General features: G+C 40.4%; 20 protein-coding genes. 11 read left to right on the top strand and 9 right to left on the bottom strand.

From position 1 onward, the window contains the following. The first annotated feature begins 164 nt into the window (after positions 1 to 164). The 9 genes from porV to VIM94_RS09495 all read left to right on the top strand — a co-directional run bounded on the left by porV (position 165) and on the right by VIM94_RS09495 (position 9,517). Positions 165 to 1,319: a type IX secretion system outer membrane channel protein PorV gene (gene porV, locus VIM94_RS09535; protein WP_332039068.1), complete on the top strand. Its 1,155-nt coding sequence runs from the start codon at positions 165 to 167 to the stop codon at positions 1,317 to 1,319. 109 nt (positions 1,320 to 1,428) lie between these two features. Beyond that, a complete protein-coding gene (gene cdd / locus VIM94_RS09530; protein WP_332039067.1) occupies positions 1,429 to 1,911 on the top strand; it encodes a cytidine deaminase in 483 nt (160 codons plus the stop codon). 108 nt (positions 1,912 to 2,019) lie between these two features. After that, positions 2,020 to 3,021: a pyruvate dehydrogenase (acetyl-transferring) E1 component subunit alpha gene (gene pdhA, locus VIM94_RS09525; protein WP_332039066.1), complete on the top strand. Its 1,002-nt coding sequence runs from the start codon at positions 2,020 to 2,022 to the stop codon at positions 3,019 to 3,021. Positions 3,022 to 3,024: 3 nt separating this feature from the next. Continuing rightward, positions 3,025 to 4,662 (top strand): pyruvate dehydrogenase complex dihydrolipoamide acetyltransferase, encoded by a 1,638-nt coding sequence (locus VIM94_RS09520; protein WP_332039065.1) that lies wholly within the window; start codon positions 3,025 to 3,027, stop codon positions 4,660 to 4,662. A 70-nt stretch (positions 4,663 to 4,732) separates the two neighbouring features. Further along, positions 4,733 to 5,707, top strand: coding sequence for a M20/M25/M40 family metallo-hydrolase (locus tag VIM94_RS09515; protein ID WP_332039064.1), 975 nt, complete (start codon positions 4,733 to 4,735; stop codon positions 5,705 to 5,707). Further along, positions 5,704 to 6,384, top strand: a complete 681-nt coding sequence (locus tag VIM94_RS09510) for an SDR family oxidoreductase (protein ID WP_332039063.1) — start codon at positions 5,704 to 5,706, stop codon at positions 6,382 to 6,384. Before VIM94_RS09515 ends, VIM94_RS09510 begins: the two co-directional genes overlap by 4 nt. A gap of 6 nt (positions 6,385 to 6,390) precedes the next feature. Further along, entirely contained in the window at positions 6,391 to 6,990 is a 600-nt protein-coding gene (locus tag VIM94_RS09505) for a SprT-like domain-containing protein (RefSeq protein ID WP_332039062.1), read from the top strand. 3 nt (positions 6,991 to 6,993) lie between these two features. Further along, positions 6,994 to 8,076 carry a mannose-1-phosphate guanylyltransferase gene (locus tag VIM94_RS09500; RefSeq protein ID WP_332039061.1) on the top strand — a complete coding sequence of 361 codons (1,083 nt, stop codon included), beginning with the start codon at positions 6,994 to 6,996 and terminating at the stop codon, positions 8,074 to 8,076. Positions 8,077 to 8,080: 4 nt separating this feature from the next. After that, the gene (locus VIM94_RS09495) at positions 8,081 to 9,517 is read left to right on the top strand and encodes a DUF389 domain-containing protein (protein WP_332039060.1); all 1,437 of its coding nucleotides are present in this window, start codon (positions 8,081 to 8,083) and stop codon (positions 9,515 to 9,517) included. Here the strand turns inward: VIM94_RS09495 and VIM94_RS09490 are convergent. Continuing rightward, positions 9,514 to 10,278 carry an ABC transporter ATP-binding protein gene (locus tag VIM94_RS09490; RefSeq protein WP_332039059.1) on the bottom strand — a complete coding sequence of 255 codons (765 nt, stop codon included), beginning with the start codon at positions 10,276 to 10,278 and terminating at the stop codon, positions 9,514 to 9,516. The genes VIM94_RS09495 and VIM94_RS09490 overlap by 4 nt on opposite strands. 6 nt (positions 10,279 to 10,284) lie before the next feature. Further along, entirely contained in the window at positions 10,285 to 11,022 is a 738-nt protein-coding gene (locus VIM94_RS09485) for an ABC transporter permease (protein ID WP_332039058.1), read from the bottom strand. Between the two features lie 115 nt (positions 11,023 to 11,137). Between VIM94_RS09485 and pafA the strand changes: the two genes are divergently transcribed. After that, the gene (gene pafA, locus VIM94_RS09480) at positions 11,138 to 12,772 is read left to right on the top strand and encodes an alkaline phosphatase PafA (protein ID WP_332039057.1); all 1,635 of its coding nucleotides are present in this window, start codon (positions 11,138 to 11,140) and stop codon (positions 12,770 to 12,772) included. Between the two features lies 1 nt (position 12,773). Here the strand turns inward: pafA and VIM94_RS09475 are convergent, their stop codons facing one another. The 4 genes from VIM94_RS09475 to gcvP all read right to left on the bottom strand — a co-directional run bounded on the left by VIM94_RS09475 (position 12,774) and on the right by gcvP (position 18,236). Further along, entirely contained in the window at positions 12,774 to 13,625 is an 852-nt protein-coding gene (locus tag VIM94_RS09475) for a glycosyltransferase (protein ID WP_332039056.1), read from the bottom strand. A gap of 52 nt (positions 13,626 to 13,677) precedes the next feature. Further along, positions 13,678 to 14,199 (bottom strand): methyltransferase, encoded by a 522-nt coding sequence (locus tag VIM94_RS09470; protein ID WP_332039055.1) that lies wholly within the window; start codon positions 14,197 to 14,199, stop codon positions 13,678 to 13,680. A 1-nt stretch (position 14,200) separates the two neighbouring features. Continuing rightward, positions 14,201 to 15,259: a ketoacyl-ACP synthase III gene (locus VIM94_RS09465; protein WP_332039054.1), complete on the bottom strand. Its 1,059-nt coding sequence runs from the start codon at positions 15,257 to 15,259 to the stop codon at positions 14,201 to 14,203. A 127-nt stretch (positions 15,260 to 15,386) separates the two neighbouring features. Further along, positions 15,387 to 18,236, bottom strand: coding sequence for an aminomethyl-transferring glycine dehydrogenase (gene gcvP, locus VIM94_RS09460; protein ID WP_332039053.1), 2,850 nt, complete (start codon positions 18,234 to 18,236; stop codon positions 15,387 to 15,389). Positions 18,237 to 18,365: 129 nt separating this feature from the next. On the opposite strand from gcvP, the gene VIM94_RS09455 reads away from it, so the two are divergent. Continuing rightward, positions 18,366 to 19,208: a hypothetical protein gene (locus VIM94_RS09455; protein ID WP_332039052.1), complete on the top strand. Its 843-nt coding sequence runs from the start codon at positions 18,366 to 18,368 to the stop codon at positions 19,206 to 19,208. Between the two features lie 234 nt (positions 19,209 to 19,442). Here VIM94_RS09455 and VIM94_RS09450 read toward each other — a convergent pair whose 3' ends face one another. The 3 genes from VIM94_RS09450 to purE form a co-directional block, all read right to left on the bottom strand. Beyond that, positions 19,443 to 19,994 (bottom strand): sigma-70 family RNA polymerase sigma factor, encoded by a 552-nt coding sequence (locus VIM94_RS09450; protein ID WP_332039051.1) that lies wholly within the window; start codon positions 19,992 to 19,994, stop codon positions 19,443 to 19,445. A gap of 126 nt (positions 19,995 to 20,120) precedes the next feature. Next, positions 20,121 to 22,151, bottom strand: coding sequence for a M3 family metallopeptidase (locus VIM94_RS09445; protein ID WP_332039050.1), 2,031 nt, complete (start codon positions 22,149 to 22,151; stop codon positions 20,121 to 20,123). 210 nt (positions 22,152 to 22,361) lie between these two features. Next, positions 22,362 to 22,853, bottom strand: a complete 492-nt coding sequence (purE, locus tag VIM94_RS09440; RefSeq protein ID WP_332039049.1) for a 5-(carboxyamino)imidazole ribonucleotide mutase — start codon at positions 22,851 to 22,853, stop codon at positions 22,362 to 22,364.

Raw genomic sequence — 22,853 nt, 5'->3', positions numbered from 1 at the left:
GAATACAATAATTATCTGTAATTTAAGTTATTAATACTTTCCAGTGCCCAGTGATTTCCCCAAGGCTATCTGCAATTGACATAAACTTATGATGTATATTTTAGCGCTAAGGCACTTTCTTAACGAGAATATTAATATATATTTGTTAATCATTAATTAATGTGATGAGGAAAATTACAATCTTACTGCTTGGGGTCTTTCTTGCAAATACCTATTCTGCCAGCGCGCAGGATGAGGAAAGAGATAGGGTGATAACCACGGCAGTGCCATTTTTAATGGTGGCTGCTGATGCCCGTGCTGCAGGGATGGGCGACCAGGGTGTCGCTACTTCCCCCGATGTATTCTCTCAGCAATGGAATCCTGCCAAATATGCTTTTGCAACTTCTGAACATGGAATTGGGGTGTCTTATACTCCTTATCTAAGCGATATTGTGAATGATATATTCCTGGGGAATATAAATTACTTTAACCGTATAAATGAAAGGAGTGCTTTCGGTGCAAGTCTTCGATATTTCAGTCTTGGTGATATTGAAACACGGCCCACAAGGGAGCAGGAACCTATATTAGTAAATCCCAATGAACTTACTTTAGACCTTTCGTATGCACTTAGATTAAGTGATCATTTTTCCATGGCCGTGGCCGGTCGCTACCTGCATTCAGATCTTGGCTTGCAGGATGAAGCCGATCTTGGAGCGGCAAACAGTTTTGGGGTGGATATCGCGGCATATTTCCAGAGTAATCAGGTGACCTATACCGCTTTCGATGGACGATGGAAAGCCGGAGCAAATATCTCTAATATTGGACCTAAAATGAAATATGATGATGCAGGCCAGGAAAATTTTATTCCTACCAATCTTAAGATAGGTGGAGGCTTCGATTTTATCTTTGATATGGAGAATAAGTTAGGGACTTATGTTGAATTCAATAAATTGCTGGTTCCTACTCCTCAGGATTTCAATAATGACGGAACCATCAATGCTGAAGATGATGCCGAATACAATGATATTGGGGCTATAACAGGGATTTTTAAATCTTTTGGTGATGCTCCGGGAGGTTTTGGAGAAGAAATGAGAGAGGTTACATGGGCCCTGGGCGCCGAATATCTGTTTCGTGACTCATTTGCTTTTAGGGCTGGATATTTTAATGAAAGCGAAACCAAGGGATCGCGGCGGTTTCTTTCGTTTGGTGCCGGTTTCGCCTATGAAAAGGTGAATGTGGATATCTCCTACTTATTCTCAACATCTAATGTGCAAAGTCCTTTAGAAGGTACATTGAGGTTTGGTCTTACTTTTAACTTTGGGGAACAATATTCTTATTAAAAAGATCTCTGCCGAATAATTTCTAAAAAGTATCATATTTGCATTTGATGCTTTTTTGGTTTAAATCCCCCTGCTTTTTTAAACACGCAGGGTCATATTCACTATAGCTATGAAATCGTTTAAAATATCTTCAGAATTTGAAATTTTCGATTCGCTTGAAGAATTGCCTGATAATGTAATCTCATTGATGCAAAAAACCTTTGAAGCCAGGGATAAAGCTTATGCCCCTTATTCCAGGTTCCAGGTAGGTGCAGCTTTATTGCTGGATAATGGAGAGGTGGTTACCGGTAGCAATCAGGAAAACGCCTCTTATCCTTCCGGCCTTTGTGCCGAACGTACTGCTGTTTATTACGCGGGAGCGAAATTTCCGGATGCAAGAATAAAATGTATAGCGATTTCGGCCACTTCCCTGAAAAAACCGGTGACTTCGCCTATCCCTCCCTGTGGTGCCTGCCGGCAGGCACTGGTAGAATATGAGGTAAAACAGAAAACCGATATGGAAGTTTATTTTATGGGAGAATCAGGGGCGATAGTCAAAGCTAAATCTGTAAAAGATTTGCTACCACTCATTTTTGATAATTCTTACTTATAACGTTTTCGTGATTTTTGGGTTAAAACTGTTTTCCATTCTTATTGAAAATAGTATTTTTGTTACCCGCTTGGCAAACCCTATCTGTCTGGCCTAAAATTATAGAGTTAAATGAAAAAAATAACAAAAGCCACATACTTAAAGTGGTACGAGGATATGCTGTTTTGGCGCAAATTTGAAGATAAACTTGCGCAGGTTTATATTCAGCAGAAAGTGAGAGGTTTTTTACATCTTTATAACGGGCAGGAAGCTATCCTGGCCGGAGCTCTGCATGTAATGGACCTGGAGAAGGATAAGATGATTACCGCCTATCGTAACCATGTGCAGCCTATTGGAATGGGTGTAGATCCAAAAAGGGTTATGGCCGAACTTTATGGAAAAGGTACCGGTACATCCCAGGGACTTGGTGGTTCTATGCATATTTTTTCCAAAGAACATAGGTTCTATGGAGGTCACGGGATTGTTGGAGGACAAATACCTCTTGGTGCCGGGCTGGCGTTTGCTGATAAATATTTTAAACGTAATGCCGTTACTCTTACTTTCCTTGGGGATGGAGCGGCAAGACAGGGTTCGCTTCACGAAACTCTTAATATGGCGGTAAAATGGAATCTTCCGGTAGTTTTCTGTGTAGAGAATAACGGATACGCCATGGGAACCTCGGTTGCGAGAACTTCCAAGAGTCTTGATATATGGAGACTTGGTAATGCTTACGAGATGCCTTGTGGCCCTGTGGATGCTATGAACCCTATTAAGGTCGCTGAAGCACTTGATGAAGCGATTAAAAGAGCAAGAAAAGGTGATGGACCAACTTTCCTTGAGTTAAAAACATATCGTTATCGCGGTCACTCAATGAGTGATGCTCAAAAATACAGAACTAAAGAAGAAGTAGCCGAATATCAGAAAATAGATCCTATCAGCCAGGTGCTGGATGTGATTAAGGAAAAGAAATATGCTTCAGAAGACGAAATAAAAGCCATCAGCAAGCGAGTTAAAGACAAGGTTTCTGAATGCGAGAAATTCGCAGAAGAATCTGATTGGCCTGAGAAAAACGTCATGTATGATGTCGTATACGAGCAGAAAGACTATCCGTTTTTAGCACATAAACCCGAATAAATTATGGCAGAAGTAATTAACATGCCGCGTTTGAGCGATACCATGGAAGAAGGTGTGGTAGCAAAGTGGTTGAAGAAAAAAGGAGATAAAGTAGAAGAGGGAGATATCCTTGCTGAAATCGAAACCGATAAGGCAACGATGGAATTTGAATCCTTTCACGAAGGTACGCTTTTGTATATTGGAATTGAAGAAGGTGAAACCGCTCCTGTGGACACGCTTTTAGCAATTATTGGAGAAGAAGGTGAAGATATTTCTGATCTGCTGAAAAAAGAAAGCTCAGAAGCTGATAAAGAGGCTAAATCTTCAGAAGAAAAAGAAGAATCGTCTGATGAAACGGAAGAGGGCGAAAACGAAGGTGGTGACAATGAAGTCCCTGATGGGGTAGAAATTATTACCATGCCACGTCTTAGTGATACTATGGAGGAAGGTACTGTTGCTTCATGGATCAAAAAAGAAGGAGATAAAGTAGAAGAGGGAGATATCCTGGCTGAGATCGAAACAGATAAGGCTACTATGGAGTTTGAATCTTTTTATACGGGAACGCTTCTTAAAATAGGCATTCAGGAAGGTGAAACTGCCAAAGTAGACAGTCTTCTGGCTATTATAGGCCCGGAAGGAACAGATGTTTCAGGGATATCTACCGGTGAGGCTAAAGATAAACCTGCTGCTAAGAAGGAAGAAACATCAAAGCCAGAAGAGGAAAAAGATAAAAAAGAAGAGAAGTCTTCCGGTAAATCTGAGAGTAAAAAATCTTCGGGAAGAATATTTATTTCTCCGCTAGCCAAAAAAATGGCTGAAGATAAAGGCATTGATCTTTCTGATGTTGAAGGAAGCGGTGAGAATGGACGTATCGTAAAAAGAGATATCGAAGACTACAAACCTTCAGAAAAACCAACAAAAGCTGAAGCTCCTGCTGAGAAGAAACCAGCAGTAACACAAGCTTATGTGCCTGCGGGAGAAGAAAGCTTTGAGGAGATCAAGAATTCTCAGATGCGTAAGACAATTGCCAAACGTTTAGGTGAGTCTAAATTTAGCGCTCCGCATTATTACCTGACTATCGAGGTAGATATGGCAAACGCCATGGCTTCACGTAAGCAGATCAATAATATGCCAGATGTTAAAGTAAGCTTTAACGATATGGTAATAAAGGCTAGTGCAATGGCATTGCGTAAACACCCACGGGTGAATAGCCAGTGGACCGGAGATACAACTAAAATCGCTAAACACATTCATATGGGTGTAGCCGTAGCGGTGGAAGAAGGTCTTGTTGTTCCTGTTCTTAAGTTTGCCGACCAGATGTCCATGACTCAAATTGGAGGGAATGTAAAAACACTGGCAGGAAAAGCCCGTGATAAAAAACTTCAGCCAGATGAGATGGAGGGAAGCACTTTTACAGTTTCTAATCTTGGGATGTTTGGGATAGTAGAGTTCACCAGTATCATCAATCAACCTAATTCCGCGATTCTATCGGTTGGAACCATCGTGGAAAAACCAGTTGTTAGGAACGGGCAGATCGTTGTTGGGAATACTATGAAGCTAACTCTGGCATGTGACCACCGTACAGTAGATGGAGCTACCGGGGCAGCGTTCCTTGAAACCTTAAAAATATATTTGGAGAATCCGGTGACCATGCTGGCCTAAAAGCCACTTTCACTGCATTCTATAACTTTAAAATCCCGCTTAATTGCGGGATTTTTTTATCTTTAGCCATATGAGAAAATTTCTGCTTTTTTTGGGGATCCTGTTAGGTTTAACTGTTTCTGGCTGCCAGGGAACAGCTCAAACCTCCGATACAGAAGAACAAGATGAGAAAAAAAATAATACTGAAGATTCTTTAGAATCTTTGTTGCGTTACCTTGCTTCTGATGAATTGAAAGGTCGTGCAACCGGTGGAGAAGGAATTGATTTAGCAGCAAAACGGATAGAAAAAACCTTTCGGGACCACGGTATTCAGCCTTATTATGACAGTTACCGGGACACCTTCCAGGTCGAAAATCACTACGCCTATAATATCGTTGGCTTTGTAGAGGGATCAGATCCTGTTTTAAAAGATGAGTTTATTCTTGTTGGTGCACATTATGATCATATTGGAGAAGGGAAAGAAGTAAACGGGGATTTTATTGCTAATGGTGCAAATGACAATGCCGCTGGAACAGTTGCGCTCGTAGAGCTCGCTAAGCATTTTGCAAAAATTAAAGAGAATAAAAGAAGCCTGATGTTTATGCTTTTCTCTGCGGAAGAGATGGGCCTGCAAGGCTCTAAATATGCAGCTGAAAAACTAAAGCGAGAAGGACTCGAGCTATATGCCGTTCTAAACTTTGAGATGATTGGAGTGCCCATGGAAGGCAAAGATTATCTGGCTTATGTAACCGGCTATGAAAGCTCGAACCTTGCAGAAAAATTCAATGAGTATTCCCAAGAGGAGGTTTTGGGTTATCTCCCGCAGGCAAAAGAATTCAAATTATTTCAGCGTAGCGATAATTTTCCCTTTTACCAGGAATTTAAAATTCCCGCCCAGACTATTAGTACTTTTGATTTTACGAATTATGAGTATTATCATCACGTTTCCGATGAAGCCGGTAACCTGGATTTTGTACATATGAAAGACCTCATAGATAAAGTAAAGCCGGGAATTTATAAAATGGCAAATACTCAGACAAAAGAAATAAAACTAAACGAGCAATGAAGCAAGTTGTAATAACAGGTACAAGCAGAGGAATTGGTTTTGAACTAGTAAAGCTTTTTGCTGAAGCCGGGCATAGGGTGCTGGCTTTATCAAGAAATGAGAAACCTGTGTTAGATCTTAACCTTGAGAATGTGCACAGCCTTTCCTGCGATATTTCAGAATCTTCCGGTTTAGATCGGGCTGCAGATTACTTAAAAAGTAAGGCTGATAGCGTTGATATTCTTATAAATAATGCCGGTGCTCTGATCAATAAAGCTTTTGAGGATATAAGCCTTGAGGAATTCGAGAAGATTTATAAAACAAATGTAATGGGCGTGGTAGGTTTAACTCAAAAGCTGCTCCCATTTTTTCATAAGGATTCTCATGTTGTTAATATTAGCACGATGGGAGGAGTGCAGGGAAGTGTTAAGTTTCCGGGACTTTCTGCTTATAGTTCCAGTAAAGCCGCAGTAATTACATTAACAGAGTTGCTCGCGGAAGAATTTAAGGAAACCGGCCCTTCCTTTAATGTGCTCGCCCTTGGTGCGGTACAAACCGAAATGCTGGAAGAAGCTTTTCCGGGATATAAGGCTCCGCTTTCAGCTAAAGAAATGGCGCAATATATCATGGACTTTAGTTTAACCGGAAATAAATATTATAACGGAAAATTGTTGCAGGTATCTAATAGCACCCCATAAGATTTAATGAAGCAAATTCTTGAAAAATATTTACCTGTGCAGGCCATACCTGCTGTTTTTAGCCTCATCAGGGAGAATAATGTTCATTTAAAAATAGTTAATGAACGCAAGACCCGACATGGTGATTATAGACGGATGCCCAATGGCTCTCAACAGATTACTGTAAACGCTAATCTGAATAAATACCGGTTCCTGATTACACTGGTGCACGAGATTTCCCATTTATTGGCTTTTGAAAAATATGGGAGAACGATTAAACCGCATGGAATCGAATGGAAATCAACCTTCAGGGAATTGATGCTGCCGTTTATAAGACCAGAGGTTTTTCCGCAACGTCTTTTACCGGTTATTGCGAATCATTTTCGGAATCCACGCGCAAGCAGTGATACTGACGCCAGACTTTCGGTGGCATTAAAAAGCTTTGATCCTGAAAACGATAAAAATTATATTTTTGAAATTCCAACCGGTGGGATCTTCAGAATTTATAACGGCAAAACCTTTAAGAAAGGCCCAAGGCGGATTAAAAGATATGAATGTCTTGAAATTAATACAGGTAGAATCTATCTGTTTCAGCCTAATGCTGAAGTAGAATTACTAAAAGCCTGATATATGAAGAATAAAAATTATTACGCGATTCTAATGGCCGGGGGAGTGGGCTCCCGTTTCTGGCCCGCAAGTACTCAGGCCAATCCAAAACAATTTCAGGATATTCTGGGTTCTGGAAAAAGTCTTATCCAAACTACTTTTGGGCGACTATCTAAACTTATTCCGCAGGAAAATATATATATCCTTACCAATAAGAATTATACCCACCTGGTAAAAGAACAATTGCCGCAGGTAAAGGACGAACAGATAGTTCCCGAACCTGCAATGAGAAATACGGCACCAAGTATATTACTGGGGGCTCTTAAAATCAGAGAAAAGAATAAGGATGCTCTAATTCTTGTAGCACCCAGCGACCACTGGATTGATGATAACCTGGATTTTTCTGAAAATGTAGAGGCCGGATTTAAGGCGGTTGTGGAAGATGATAAACTTATTACCCTGGGCATAAGCCCTCACTTTCCTAATACCGGTTACGGTTATATTAAATATAACCCTGAAGAAACTACAAAGCTTGCCCCGGTAGAGGACTTTATTGAGAAGCCTAATTTTAAAAAAGCAGAAGAATTCCTGAAAAGCGGGAACTATCTATGGAATGCCGGGATATTCATCTGGAGCGCAGCTTTCATAATTAATTCTTTCGAAAAGTATCTTCCCGAGATGTACCGGCTTTTTGAAAAGGGGGATAAAATCTGGAATACACCTGAAGAAGAGGCGTTCCTTGAAAAGAACTACGGTCTGGCCGATAATATTTCGATAGATTACGGTATCATGGAAAAATCTGATAAAGTTTTTGTTATTCCGGTGGATTTTAAATGGAATGATCTCGGAACCTGGGGAAGTCTGGAAAGAGAACTTCCGCAGGATGAACAGGAAAACACCGTAATAAATTCCAGGTTGTTGCCTTTGGATTCTACAGGGAATATAATAAGCACCCAAAGTGGGAAAGTTGTGGTGCTCGACGGAGTCAATAATTATATAATTGTGGAGACTGATGAAGTTCTTTTGCTGCTTCCCAAGGATAAGGAACAATCAATAAAAGAGCTCAGGGAGAAAGTTCAGGAGCGTTTTGGAAATAATTTAGGCTGATTACATGGATAACAATCAACCCGGGGAAAATTCTTTAGATCAGGATAAACCCCATGTAACCGAATTGCGCAAAAATGCACACGGTTTCTTTGAAAATCTGAAAATTTTCATCAAAGACCTTCTTGAAATTCGGGATGATACCGATAGAGAGTCTACCGTTGAAGCCGTTAAGAAAGATATCTCCTTTAAAGGTCATAATGCCTGGATTCTTATCTTCTCTATATTTGTGGCTTCGGTTGGTCTGAACGTGAGCAGCACCGCAGTAGTGATAGGAGCGATGCTAATCTCACCTTTAATGGGGCCAATTGTAGGGGTAGGCATGTCGGTTGCTATAAATGATGTTATTACCCTTCGGAAATCTTTTGTTAACCTTGGTGTAATGGTTGGTTTGAGTGTGCTCACCGCCTATATTTATTTTCTTATCTCTCCGGTAAAAGAAGAGACTCCGGAACTTATTGCCCGTACTTACCCTACTATTCTTGATGTGTTGGTTGCTATTTTTGGTGGTTTGGCACTCATTGTTGCTAAAACCAAAAAAGGAACTATTGCAAGTGTCATCCTTGGGGTTGCTATTGCAACTGCGCTTATGCCACCTTTATGTACAGTGGGATATGGGCTGGCCATTGCCAACTGGTCTTACGCAGGTGGAGCTTTATATTTATTTTCAATAAACGCCGTGTTTATTGCTCTTTCAACCTTTGTGGTTACCAAACTCTTAGGTTTTCCGCTGGTGAAATATGCCAATAGCCGAAAGCGCCGGCGCACTGCTCAAATTGCTTCTACCATCGCCATTATTGTTATGATCCCCAGTGTCATCCTTTTTGCAAATCTTCTACAGAAGCAACTTTTTGAATCGAAATCAAGAGAGTTTATCAACGAGGTGGTTCGTTATAGTGGGACTGAGACCATCAAATTCACACAGGATTATCAGGAGAAAACCATTGACGTTTATCTTATAGGTCAAAGGGTGCCGCAAGGAACCATTGATACCTGGAAGGAACAAATGGGAAGTGTGGAGGCACTTAAGGAATCTAAACTAATAGTGCATCAGGGAGAAATGGGTGGAGATATTAACGAGTTAAGTACTCAGGTTCGAAGTGGAATTCTGGAAGATCTCTACGTGCGCAACCAGGAGATCATTGAAGATAAGGATGCCCGAATTGTATTACTGGAAAATGAGCTTAGTAAATTCCGGGGGGATAATTTCTCGTTCCCAGATTTAAGTAGAGAAATAAAAATTAATTACAGCGAAATTCAGGAGCTTGGCTATTCCAATCTTATTTCTACAAATTTCGATAAGACCGATACGATCCCCACTTTTACAGTAACCTGGGAACCGGGAATCTCTGCTGCTAAAAGAAAGCAGGAAAAAGAAAGGTTTGAATCCTGGTTAAAAGTGAGGCTAAAGCTGGATACTTTGGCCGTAAAAACGGTTAATTAAAGTCCTTTTAACTGGGCAGTTCTAACCTTCTTAAAAAGGTTGGAAGAATAAATAAAATCGGTTACGGTTTCATCATCGGTTTTAAAGACCTGGTCTTTGTCACCTTTCCAGGCTAAGACCCCGTTCTTTAAGAACGCTATATTTTCACCTATCTCCAGTACCGAATTCATATCGTGGGTAATAATGACCGTGGTGATGTCATATTCACGGGTGATTTCCTGGATAAGATTATCAATTACCGTAGCTGTTTTTGGATCCAGCCCTGAATTTGGCTCATCACAGAACAAATATTTTGGACGGTTTACAATCGCCCGGGCAATAGATACACGTTTTTGCATGCCCCCACTAATTTCGGAAGGATATTTCTTTTCGCTTCCTTCGAGGTTTACGCGTTTCAGTACTTCGTTAACCCGCTTCATCAGCTTTTTTCGGCTTTCTTTGGTAAACATCCTTAAAGGAAAAAGTACATTCTCTTCAACGGTCATCGAATCAAAAAGTGCCCCACCCTGAAAAACCATTCCTATTTGCTTACTAAGGTTTTTTTTCTCGTCTTCACTAAACTCAGTATAGGGCTTGCCATCATATTCAATTACGCCCTGGTCCGGGAGGAAAAGACCCAACATACATTTAAGTAATACACTTTTTCCTGAGCCGGACTGCCCGATTATTAAATTGGTTTTACCGCGTTCAAAGACAAAATCTATTCCCTTTAAAACTTCTTCCCCTTCAAATGCCTTATGTATATTCTTAACTTCTATCATCGCCTTCTAACTTAATAATAATTGGGTTACAATATAATTGGTTACAATAATAACCACACTCGTCCAAACGAAAGAGGTGGTGCTGGCCTGGCCTACTTCTAAGGCTCCACCTTTCATATAGTAGCCATGATATGCAGGAACTGTGGCGAGAATAAAGGCAAATAAAAAGGTTTTTACAAAAGCATAGGTGAGGTGGAAAGGATTAAAATCGTTCTGAAGTCCTTCTATAAATGCATCGGGACCAACAAAGCCTCCAAGAACCGCTGCCGTGTAGGCACCAACAATTCCAAGAAACATAGAAATGGCGATCACGAAAGGATAAGTGAGCATCGCGATCACTTTGGGGAAAATTAAGTAATTAAGGGAGTTGATTCCCATTACTTCCAATGCGTCTATTTGTTCGGTAACGTTCATAGAACCAATACTGGAAGTGATATAAGACCCCACTTTTCCCGCCATAATTATAGAGATAAAAGTTGGCGCAAATTCCAGAATAACCGATTGCCTCGCGGCATATGCTACCAGTGTTTTTGGAATTAATGGATTTGTGAGATTGAGGGCGGTTTGAATTGCAACTACACCTCCTATGAAAAAGGAAAGAAAGGCTACGATTCCGATAGAACTTATAATAAGATCGTCTATTTCCTTGAAAATAAGATCTTTTAGAACCGATCTTTTAGTCATTCTTCCAAAGACCCCTTTCAGCATTAAAAAATATTCCCCAACGGAGTGCAAATAGTTCATTAACCAATTTTTGTAAAGCTAAAATACTAAAAAAACAGTCCAAAGTATTTAACGTAGAATTAAACTTTAGCTTTAGAAGTTTAGTATTTTTGAGGGACTCCAAAAATTAATAAAAATGAAATATACTTTTATTCTTGTATTTAGCTTTTTGTTTTCATTCCAGCTATTTGCACAAAAATCTTCTGAAGAAAAACCGAATTTGGTAGTTGGTATTGTGGTAGACCAGATGAGGTACGATTACCTAACCAGATTTTGGGAACATTATTCCAACGATGGTTTTAAAAGATTGATAAGAGATGGTTATAACTTTAAAAATAATCATTTTAACTACGTACCTACCTACACCGGGCCTGGGCATACCTCTGTTTGGACAGGAACCAGCCCTATGAATCACGGGATAATAGGAAATAGCTGGTTCAATAAATTTGAAAATCAGTTTGTTTACTGTGCCGGTGATGAAAGTGTAAATCCTGTTGGCACAACAGATGATGCTGGGAAAATGTCTCCCCACAGGATGAAAACCACCAGTGTTGCCGACGAAAACCGCCTTTTTACTCAAATGAAAGGGAAAACAATTGGGATAGGGCTAAAAGACCGGGGCGCTATATTGCCCGCAGGGCATACCGCCAATGCAGCATATTGGTTCCACGGTAGGGATGAAGGTAAATGGATTAGCAGTTCTTTCTATATGGACGAGCTGCCACAATGGGTAAAAGATTTTAATGATTCTAATAAAGCAGAGTCGTATTTTAAAGTGTGGAATCCGCTTTATGATATAAAAACCTATGCTGAAAGTGGTGTTGATATCAATGATTTTGAAGGTGGCTTTAAAGGAAAAGCTACGGCTTCCTTTCCTTATGATCTCAAGGAATTGAAAAATGATAACGGAAACTATGAAATTATCAAAATATCTCCTTTTGGCAGTGATCTCACCACCGATTTTGCTCTTGCTGCTATTGAAGCTGAAAGCTTAGGACAGGATGAGTATACCGATTTTCTCACCTTAAGTTATTCAAGTACCGATTACCTTGGGCATAACTTCGGGGTAAATTCAAAAGAGGTTCAGGATGCCTATTTAAGATTGGACCTGAATATTGCTCAGGTTATTGATTACCTGGATGAAAATGTGGGAGAAGGTAATTACACTATTTTTCTTACCGCTGATCACGGCGCAGTAGATGTGCCTGCATATCTGCAATCTGTTAATATTCCCGGAGGCTATTTTAATGATGTTGTTTTTACTGAAAAGCTTGAGAATTTTGTTTCTGAAGAATTTGGTGAGGATGGCTTGATTATGAATGTCTCCAATGGGCAGGTATTTTTTGATTATGATAAAATGAAAGAAGCAGGAGTTGAAGCAGAGAACCTGGAAAAGACTATTGCTGCTTATATCCTAAAACAGGAACAAATAGATAAAGTAATTACCAGAAGCGAACTCACCGCAGGGAGTTATACAACGGGAATCCAGGCCTTATTGCAAAATGGGTTTAACCAGCGCAGAAGTGGCGATGTACTTTTTGTTTTAAATCCGGCTACTATAACATATTCCCGAACAGGTTCTACCCACGGCAGCGGACTAACTTACGATACCCACGCTCCTTTGATCTTTTATGGGGCAGGAGTGAAACAGGGGAGCACTACCCAACGTTCAGAAATTACTGATATAGCTCCTACGGTTTCAGCTTTGCTGGGGATAGCCTTTCCTAATGGAACTTCCGGGAAACCACTCTTTATGATGCTGGACGAGTAGTTTAAAATAATTTGCTGCGCATCTTTTCCCAGCGCAGTTTTCTTATAAAACGGCCTTCTTTTTCACTTACAAGAAAAGGCCGTTTTTCTTTTTTAGCCTTGAAGAAGCCTTGCATATAATTGCTAAAAAAAGAGAGTTTTCCTTTTTTTAAAGCGAGCTTTGCGGAAGCTAACAGGCTTATTATGAGCCCATAGCGTAGCCTGTAAAAGGCCTCACCTTGTTTGTATTTTGAAGATTTACTGTAGTTTTTACCGGTTGCTTTAAGATGTTTTACCAATAGGTTCTTGTCTGTTTTTAATTTCCAGCCGTAGTATTGCGCCAACAGCTCATCTAAGGTATCCCACCCCATTGCAGGTTTTAATCCGTCAAAATCCTTAAAACAGGCTTTCCTGTAGGTTTTTAAAGCTCCGCGAATATGATCTTTACCGGTAAGGTTCTCTAACACCCATTCTCCTTGTTTCTCTATTACACAGAAACCACCGGCTAACCCGATTTTTGGATCTTCCTGGAAATGTTTTGTGATGACCTCCAGGTAATTTTTGGGAAAAATTAAATCTGCATCAAATTTACAGATAAGCTCATAATCTTCATCAAGGCTCTTCAAACCTTCATTAAAAGCATTTATTACTTTACTTCCGGGGAGATGTTTTTCACTTTCAGGATCTTTTTTAATAAGTGATACTTCGGAATATTTTGAAGCGAATTCAGCTACAATATTCGGGGTGTTATCGGTGGATCCATCATCCACCACTACAATTCTATTTGGCTTTAAGGTTTGGTTAATTAAAGACAGAAGGGTTTCGCCAATAAAACCGGCTTCGTTATAGGCGGGAATGATTATATAAATTTTCAAATGCTGAACTTTAAAAAGTTGCTATTATTAAACTCCAAAAGAATAATTTCGCTTAGGTTCTTTCAGCATAGATTGCGTAGTATCTTGGGGTGAAATATCTTAAAAAGGGCCTAAATCCTAATTTATTCACTGGATTTGTCCATTTTTCTCTGCTTTTAATGGTCCATCCGGCCTTTTCCAAAAGCCAGTCGAATTGCCAGTCTTCAAATTCATGAAAATGCCTGTCGCGCATATCAGTTTTGCTTCGGTACGCACTGGAAAACCATAATTTAAGAGGGACTGTTGCCACTAATTTATCAGCCTTTATGTTTTTTAAAACATTGAATGGCGCCACCAAATGTTCAAAAATTTCAAACGCAGTAACCACGTTATATGTTGAAGTTTGAACAGCCTTGGTGTTAAAATCCAGGTCTTCTCCGGAAGTATTATGCACATTAAAATCACGATTCCGCATCATTTTGCTAAACGGATTTTCTACCCCCAGATCTAATATCTTATCGGAATGATCAATGTGAGCCTCCAAAAATTCCATCGTTTTTTTATAACGTTTATTAGGGAAGCTGTTTTCGTACATTCTAGTATTGGTATACTATAGCATTGATATTCATCCCGGCTCCTACACTGGCAAACATAACCACATCTCCTTTGTTTAGCTTTTGATCGTCAATTTTACCTTTGCGAACCAAATCAAAGAGGGTAGGCACGGTAGCAACACTGCTGTTCCCTAATTCCTGGATGGTCATTGGCATTATATGATCGGGTACCGGTTCTTTGTGAATCCTGTAAAAACGCTTTATAATAGCATCATCCATCTTCTCGTTGGCCTGATGTATAAATATTTTTTTAAGGTCTTTTATATCTTTACCACTTTTTTCAAGACAAGATTTCATCGCTGCAGGAACATGATTCAAGGCGAATTCATAGATCTTACGACCATTCATTTTAATATATCTTGTCTCATCAGTGGCGGCGGCATTGTTGGATTTTCCGAAGAAAATATAATTTGCCTCACTAAAACTGTGTGTAGCTGTTTCATGAGAAAGGATACCGCCTTCCTCTTCGGTAGCTTCCAGAACGGCTGCTCCGGCTCCATCTGAAAAGATCATGGAATCGCGGTCGTGATGATCTACCACGCGGGATAAGGCTTCGGCACCAATAACCAGACATTTTTTAGCCATGCCAGCCTTGATGAAAGCCTGTGCCTGTATCATTCCTTCAATCCAGCCCGGACATCCGAAAAGGACATCATAGCCAACACATTTAGGGTTTTTGATACGCAAATGATATTTAACTCTGGTGGCAAGACTCGGCACGGTATCGCTTTGAGGGTTTTGCACCTTAACATCCCCATAGTTATGGGCAACGATTATGTAGTCTAAAGTTTCCGGATCGGTTTTAGCATCTTCCAAAGCCCTTTGAGCAGCAAGAGTGGCAATATCTGAGGTGTTCAGATTATCTTCGATATATCGTCTTTCCTCGATCCCCGTTATTGCCTTAAATTTTTCAATCGTAGTTTTATTATCATGGGGAAAACCAGAACCATCAGTGTTTAAAAACTCATGCTCCTGAAAATCGGCATTCTTGGTGATTATGTTTGGAATATAACTTCCTGTGCCGCTTATTTTTATGTTCATATGTCCGGGGCTTATCAGTTTAAGAACTAAATTAATAAAATGATCTGTAAAAGATATCTAATCTTAATTTAATTTATTTATTAAGACGTAAAATAAAGGCGAAACTTTCGTTCCGCCTTCTCTTTTTTTATGCTTCAGCGTATTCCTCCGTAGGTGGGCAGGAGCACATTAAGTTTCGGTCTCCAAAGGCTTCGTCTACCCTTCTCACACTTGGCCAGAATTTATTATCGGCTATGTAATCCAGTGGGAATGCTGCTTTCTGTCTTGAATAAGAGAATTTCCACTCATCAGAAGTAAGCATCTCGGCTGTGTGAGGTGCATTTTTCAGCATATTATCGGCATCATCTGCCGAGGTTTCTTCAATTTCCTTTCTAATGGAGATCAAGGCATCACAGAATCGGTCGAGCTCAGCCTTGCTTTCACTTTCCGTTGGTTCAATCATCAGGGTTCCTGCAACGGGGAAAGAAACCGTAGGCGAATGGAAACCATAATCGATAAGGCGTTTTGCAATATCGGTAACCTCAATTCCATTAGCTTTAAAAGGCCTGCAATCCAGAATCATTTCGTGGGCTGCTCTTCCTCTTTCTCCTGAATAAAGTGTTTTGAAATGCTCGTTCAATCTTTCTTTTACGTAATTGGCATTCAGAATAGCGTATTCGGTGGCTTTTTGAAGGCCTTTGCTTCCAAGCATTTTAATGTAGCCGTAAGAGATTAAACAAACCAGCGAAGAGCCCCATGGAGCAGAAGAGATGGCGCCAATGGCTTGTTCTCCTCCGGTTTTTACCACCGGGTTGCCCGGCAGGAAGGGTTTTAGCTGTTCGGCTACACAAATAGGTCCAACGCCAGGACCGCCGCCGCCGTGGGGAATGGCAAAAGTTTTATGTAAATTAAGATGACAAACATCAGCGCCAATAACACCAGGATTGGTTAAGCCAACCTGGGCATTCATATTGGCCCCGTCCATATAGACCTGGCCGCCGTTATCGTGAATAAGAGTAGTTATTTCCCGAATTGCTGATTCAAAAACCCCATGGGTTGAAGGATAAGTAACCATAAGGGCTGCTAAGTTATCTTTATGCTCAATAGCTTTTTCCCTAAGATCGTCTACATCAATATTCCCGTTATCTGAAGCTTTGGTCACTACCACTTTCATTCCTGCCATTACTGCGGAAGCAGGATTGGTTCCGTGAGCCGAGGAAGGAATAAGACAGATGTTTCTGTGACCTTCTCCCCGCGATTCGTGGTAAGCTCTAATTACCATCAATCCAGCATATTCTCCTTGAGCACCAGAATTCGGCTGTAATGAGGTTGCCGAAAACCCGGTGATCTCATTTAGTTGCTTTTCCAATTCCCGCAATACAAAGTGATAACCTTCTGCTTGATCTACCGGCACAAAAGGATGGATGTTTCCCCATTGCGGATTGCTTAGAGGAAGCATTTCTGAAGCCGCATTTAGTTTCATCGTGCAGGATCCCAATGAGATCATTGAATGGTTGAGGGAAAGATCTTTGCGTTCCAGTTTTTTGATGTAACGCATCAATTCGGTTTCCGAATGATAAGCGTTGAAAACCTCATGGGTTAGGAAATCGGTTGTACGTCTTAATTCAGCAGGAATTTTTTCTTCTTCTGAAAGCTTTTCAAGAGGAGATGAATCTTTCGCTGCAAGTTGAGCGAAAACAGCAACTATTTTATTGATGTCCTCTAAATTGGTTGTTTCGTTTAACGAGATAAGGACCGTTTCGTCATCTGGATAAAAGAAGTTTATTTCGTTCTTCTCTGCGATTTCTTTTACACTACTGGCATTGGCCTTGATTTGTAAAGTATCGAAGTATGCAGAGTTAACCTGGTCAAATCCTAATTTCTTAAGTTCTTTCTCAAGACTCACCGCTGAAGCGTGAACGGTATCTGCGATATATTTTAATCCGTTTGGACCATGGTAAACCGCGTACATACCCGCCATTACAGCCAGCAGTACCTGTGCAGTACAGATATTTGAAGTGGCTTTATCCCGTTTTATGTGCTGCTCGCGGGTTTGTAGGGCCATTCTAAGGGCTTGATTGCCATCCATATCTTTGGTCACCCCAATAATTCTTCCGGGGATGCTTCTTTTGTATTCTTCTTTGGTGGCGAAGAAAGCCGCATGAGGACCACCGTATCCAAGAGGAATTCCAAATCGCTGGGTAGTTCCAACTACTACATCAACTCCTAATTCTCCTGGAGCCTGTAGTTTGACAAGGCTAAGAATATCGGCCGCAACAGCGGTTTTTATTCCTGCATCCTGACATTTGGTTATAAAATTGGTGTAGTTAAAAACCTGACCCGATTTCCCAGGATATTGAACCAAAGCTCCAAAATATTCCTCTGAAAAGTCAAATTTTTCATGATTACCCACCACGATTTCTATCCCTAGAGGAGTCGCACGGGTTTCAATTAATGAAATGCTTTGCGGTAAAACTTCTTCAGAAACAAAGAATTTATTTACGTTTCCTTTTTTCTGCTTGCGGTCTCTCAAAGCATATAAAAGCGAAATAGCTTCTGCCGCTGCTGTAGATTCGTCAAGTAAGGAAGCGTTGGCGATCTCCATTCCGGTGAGATCACTCACCATGGTTTGAAAATTCAGAAGGGCTTCCAGTCTTCCCTGAGCAATTTCTGCCTGGTAGGGAGTGTAGGCGGTATACCAACCCGGATTTTCTAAAATGTTTCGTTGGATCACAGCTGGCATAATAGACTGGTGGTACCCAAGGCCTATGTAACTTTTAAAAACCTTGTTCTTAGCAGCAATTTTTCCAATATGCTCGGCATATTGGTGTTCACTTAAAGCTGGAGGAAGGTTTAATGGTGATTTTAAACGGATGTCATCCGGAATTGTTTCGTATATTAATTGATCGAGTGAGTCTACGCCTATGGTTTGAAGCATTTCCTGTAGATTGCTTTCTTTAGGGCCTATATGACGTAGTGCAAAAGAATCTGTTCTCATTAAAGTAAAGTTGTGTTTTGTCCTGCGAAATTACGGATTTTAAACTTAATTTTTTAAAATTTAGAGATCAGACTTGTTAAGATTTTAAGGCTCCTAATCAACTGAATTCAGATTGTTTATTTTAGCTCCGTGAAGCTTCTTAGGAATATTTTTGATCTGTATATAAACACCAGTGTCCATGTGGCTTTGGCGGTGGTTGCTTTAGCTTTATTGACTTATCTGGAATATGGGCTCAATTCAGATCCCTATCTGCTTATTTTTATTTTCTTCGGAAGTATTACCGGCTACAATTTCGTCAAATATGCTGGCCTTGCTAAACTTCATTACAGAAGCCTTGCCGGAAATCTCCGTTTTATACAAGTCTTTTCATTTTTGGTTTTTCTGGGCTTGGGTTATATGGCTTTTTTTCAAACCTGGAAAGTCCTGTTGGTAAGTGCTTTCCTAGGGGTTTTTACGCTATTATATGCGGCTCCTGTGTTAACAGAAAAGAGAAATCTACGGGACCTTGCCGGCATGAAAATATTTATAATAGCCCTGGTCTGGGCCGGAGTGAGTGTGATTCTACCAATGCTGGACCATCCTGAAGTCAGTTTATTGGATAAGCTTCTTATGTTTTTTCAAAGAGCTCTTTTTATAATAGTGATTACTCTACCCTTTGAGATAAGAGACCTGGAATTTGATTCAGAGCATTTGTCGACAATTCCGCAGAAATTTGGAGTAAAAAAAACCCGCCAGTTAGGCTACGCAATGCTTGTGTTAATTTTGCTGATTGAGTTTCTGAGAGAAGAGTTTCAAATGCTGAATTTTGCTGCCCTTGCAGGTATTGTCCTAATAAGTGTATGTTTCTTGAAGCTTTCTAGTAGAAAGCAATCTGAGTATTTTGCCGCTTTTTGGGTGGAAGCCCTGCCTATTGCCTGGGTGATGCTCTGGTTTAGCTTGAAGATGATTCTTGCTTGGATATTTCCTGCTTAAGCCGCTCCTTAATATTTTTTTTCTCTTCTGAAGTACAGCCTTTTATCCTGGCCTTTTTGATCAACTGAGTAAGTTTGGAGTTCTTAGCAGAATAATCTCTGCATTTTTTGCAAAAAAGATTATGAATAATAATGCTGGTTTTCTCCCTTACACTGGCCTCATTGTACTCTTTTTTGTCACAACAGTTGGCGGCATCGGAGCAATTGAGAATGAAAAATTTAGGTTTCTGCATAATTAAAGCCATTTTTTTTCTAAACAGGCGGCGAGAGCTGTTCGGGCTCTGTGAATTATTACCCAAAGGTTAGACGGGGTGATTTTGAATTCATTACACACCGCTTCAGTATCGGCGCCATCTATTGTTTTCATTTTAAAAATTGCTGCATGTTTCGGGTTGATCTCGTCCAGGCATTCCAATATAGCCAACCTTAGTTCCTCATTTTCCATTTCATCTTCAGCACTGCGATCAAAATCATCGGCCACCTGCTCTTCGAGCCATTCTCCGTCGTTTTCATCATCAGAATAATTTATGCGCACTTCGGCCTTTCCTTTTTGCGAATTAATTCTTCGGTAATAATCTATTACTTTTCTCTTTAGAATAGAAATAAGCCAGGTACGCTCAGAGGCTTTGCCTAAAAAGTTGTCTTTTGAATTTAAACCGGCAAGAAAAGTTTCAGAAACCAGGTCGTTAGCGATCTCGCGATCATTCACCCGAACAATTGCGTAGTTAAAAAGATAGTCAGCGTATTTATCTACCCATTTGTTGGGATCTAACGAATGTTTAGGCATAGGTCTCTTGAATGTCCTTTCAAAATTAACAACTTTCCGCCGATTTATAGGTATAAATAATATAAGTTTAAATAGGGGAAAACCGGGTATTTAGTTGAAATTACTCAAAAACCCGGTTTTGTTCTTTTATTTCTTTAGCAAGCCTGCTCTTTTTAATAAGGCATCGGGGCTTGGTTCCTTTCCTCGAAAACGCTTGTAGAGTATCATAGGATGCTCTGTTCCGCCACGCGAAAGGATCATTGACTTAAATTTATTAGCGATCTCCCTGCTGAAAATTCCGTTCTCCTGGAAATATTCAAAAGTATCGGCATCAAGAACTTCCGCCCATTTGTAAGAATAGTACCCGGCGGAATATCCTCCCTGGAAAATATGAGAAAAAGCGGTGCTCATACAATTTTCGGGAACATCAGGATATAATTTTGTAGGTTCAAAGGCTTGATCTTCATGTGCTTTGACATCGGTCACACCGGTGGGATCTATGCCGTGCCAGCTGAGGTCCAGTAGTCCAAAACTAAGTTGACGTAAGGTTGCCATGCCTTCGTGGAAATTAGCCGACTCCTTGATCTTTTGCACCAGTTCCATCGGGATAACTTCTCCGGTTTCATAATGCCTGGCAAAAAGCTCAAGAGCCTCTTTTTCATAACACCAGTTTTCGAGAACCTGGCTGGGAAGTTCTACAAAATCCCAATAAACATTCGCACCGGAAAGACTTGGGTAAGTTGTGTCTGCCAGCATGCCGTGCAAGGCATGGCCGAATTCGTGAAAAAGGGTGGTTACTTCGTTGAAAGTTAAAAGTGAAGGTCTGGTTTTTGAAGGTTTAGTGAAATTGCAAACTATTGAAATGTGCGGCCTTTCCTGTTTTCCATCTTTTACGTATTGTGATTTATAACCGGTCATCCAGGCGCCGTCACGTTTTCCTGGCCTAGGGTGAAAATCGGCATAGAAAAGTGCAATAGGCTTGTTGTTTTCATCACTAACCTGGTAAGTTTTTACATCAGGATGATAAGTGTCAATATCGGTAACTTCATTGAATTGGATTCCATACAACCTGCCGGCGATTTCGAAGACCCCATCGATCACATTCTCTAACTTAAAATAAGGTTTAAGCTTCTCATCGTCCAGATTAAACCGTTTTTGTTTAAGCTTTTCTGCATAAAAGGCAGCATCCCATTTTTCAAGACGATCTATACTGTCCAATTTCTTTGCAAAATCCTCCAGTTCTTTGAATTCTTGTTCGGCAGCTGGTTTTGCTTTCTCAAGTAACTCTTCCAGGAAGCCGTTTACCTTTTCGGGAGTTTCAGCCATTCTTTCTTCAAGAACAAAATGGGCGTGGGTTTTAAACCCTAGTAGTTGAGCTCTTTTATAGCGCAGTTTCACTATTTGCAGTACATTTTCCCTGTTGTCCAGCTCGTCGCCGTGAAATGCTTTAGATCCGAAAGCCAATGCCATTTTTTTGCGTAGCTCACGGTTTTCAACATATTTCATAAACGGAAGGAAACTTGGATATTCCAATGTGAAAATCCATCCTTCTTTTCCTCTGGTTTGTGCTACAGAACTTGCTTCCTCCTTAAAGCTAGAAGGTAGCCCCTTCAGGTCTTCTTCCCGGGTAAGGTGAAGCTCAAATTTATTCGTCTCAGCAAGAACATTCTCGCCGAATTTCAGGCTCAGGGAAGAGAGTTCTTTATCAATTTTTCTAAGTTCGTCCTGTTTTTCTGCAGGTAGATTAGCACCGTTTCTTGCAAAAGCCTTGTATTTTTTGTCAAGTAGGGTTTTTTGTTCTTCATCGAGATTAAGCTGATCTTTTTTATCATTAACAGCTTTTACACGTTGAAAAAGAACCTTGTTAAGGATGATGTCATTCCTGAATTCCGATAAGAGTGGGGACACTTCCTGGGCGATCTCCTGGATTTCCTTATTGGTTTCGGCCGAATTTAAATTGAAGAAAATGCTGGTGATCCTATCGAGTTCCTTTCCTGAAAATTCCAGGGCTTCAATAGTATTTTGAAAATCCGGGTTTTCTTTATTTTTTGTTATAAGCTCAATTTCCCTGCGAGCCATTTCAATTGCTTCAGTAATGGCCGGCTTAAAATGTTCGGTTTTAATTTTGGAAAAAGGGGCGTATTCAAATTCCTTTAATAGAGGATTGGAGTTATTCATAGAGTTAAATTGACGTTTTTACAATAATTTTTAATCCAAAGGCTATACTTTAACAGGATTTTGTATATTCGGAGCTTAAATAAGACAAACTTGGCAGTGTGGTCTTCTTTTAAAGTTTTTCTGGATTAATATTTTAGAATGGTTAATAAATTATTTTACAGATTTTAGAACTAACACTGCTATAGGCCACGTTGCAAAACGTGGCTTTTTTTATTTCTCCTTTTTAAGATCTTCAGCTCCTTTAAGCACTTTTTGCTTGAGCCCTTCTTTATAAAAAATCACCTTATCCAGGGTGCATTTATCAGCAGTTCCAATGATCTGGGCAGCCAGTATTCCTGCATTTTTTGCGCCATTAAGGGCTACGGTTGCAACGGGGACCCCACCCGGCATTTGAAGAATTGAAAGCACAGAATCCCAGCCATCTATGGAATTGCTGGATTTTACCGGCACTCCTATAACCGGAAGGGGAGATAAAGAAGCGATCATGCCAGGAAGATGTGCAGCTCCGCCGGCACCGGCAATAATTACCTTGATGCCCCGCTCATGTGCTTTTTTTCCGTATTCAAACAATTTCTCCGGAGTACGGTGGGCCGAGACGATATCTACTTCCACCTCAATGTCAAAACCCTTTAATATGTCTATGGCGTCCTGCATCACCGGCATATCGCTGGTGCTTCCCATTATTACTGCTACTTTACTCAT

It is taken from the genome of Salegentibacter sp. (assembly GCF_036568425.1).
Lineage (GTDB): Bacteria > Bacteroidota > Bacteroidia > Flavobacteriales > Flavobacteriaceae > Salegentibacter.
Note: the sequence above shows the minus strand (reverse complement) of the source record. Positions and strands in the feature narration are given on the sequence as shown.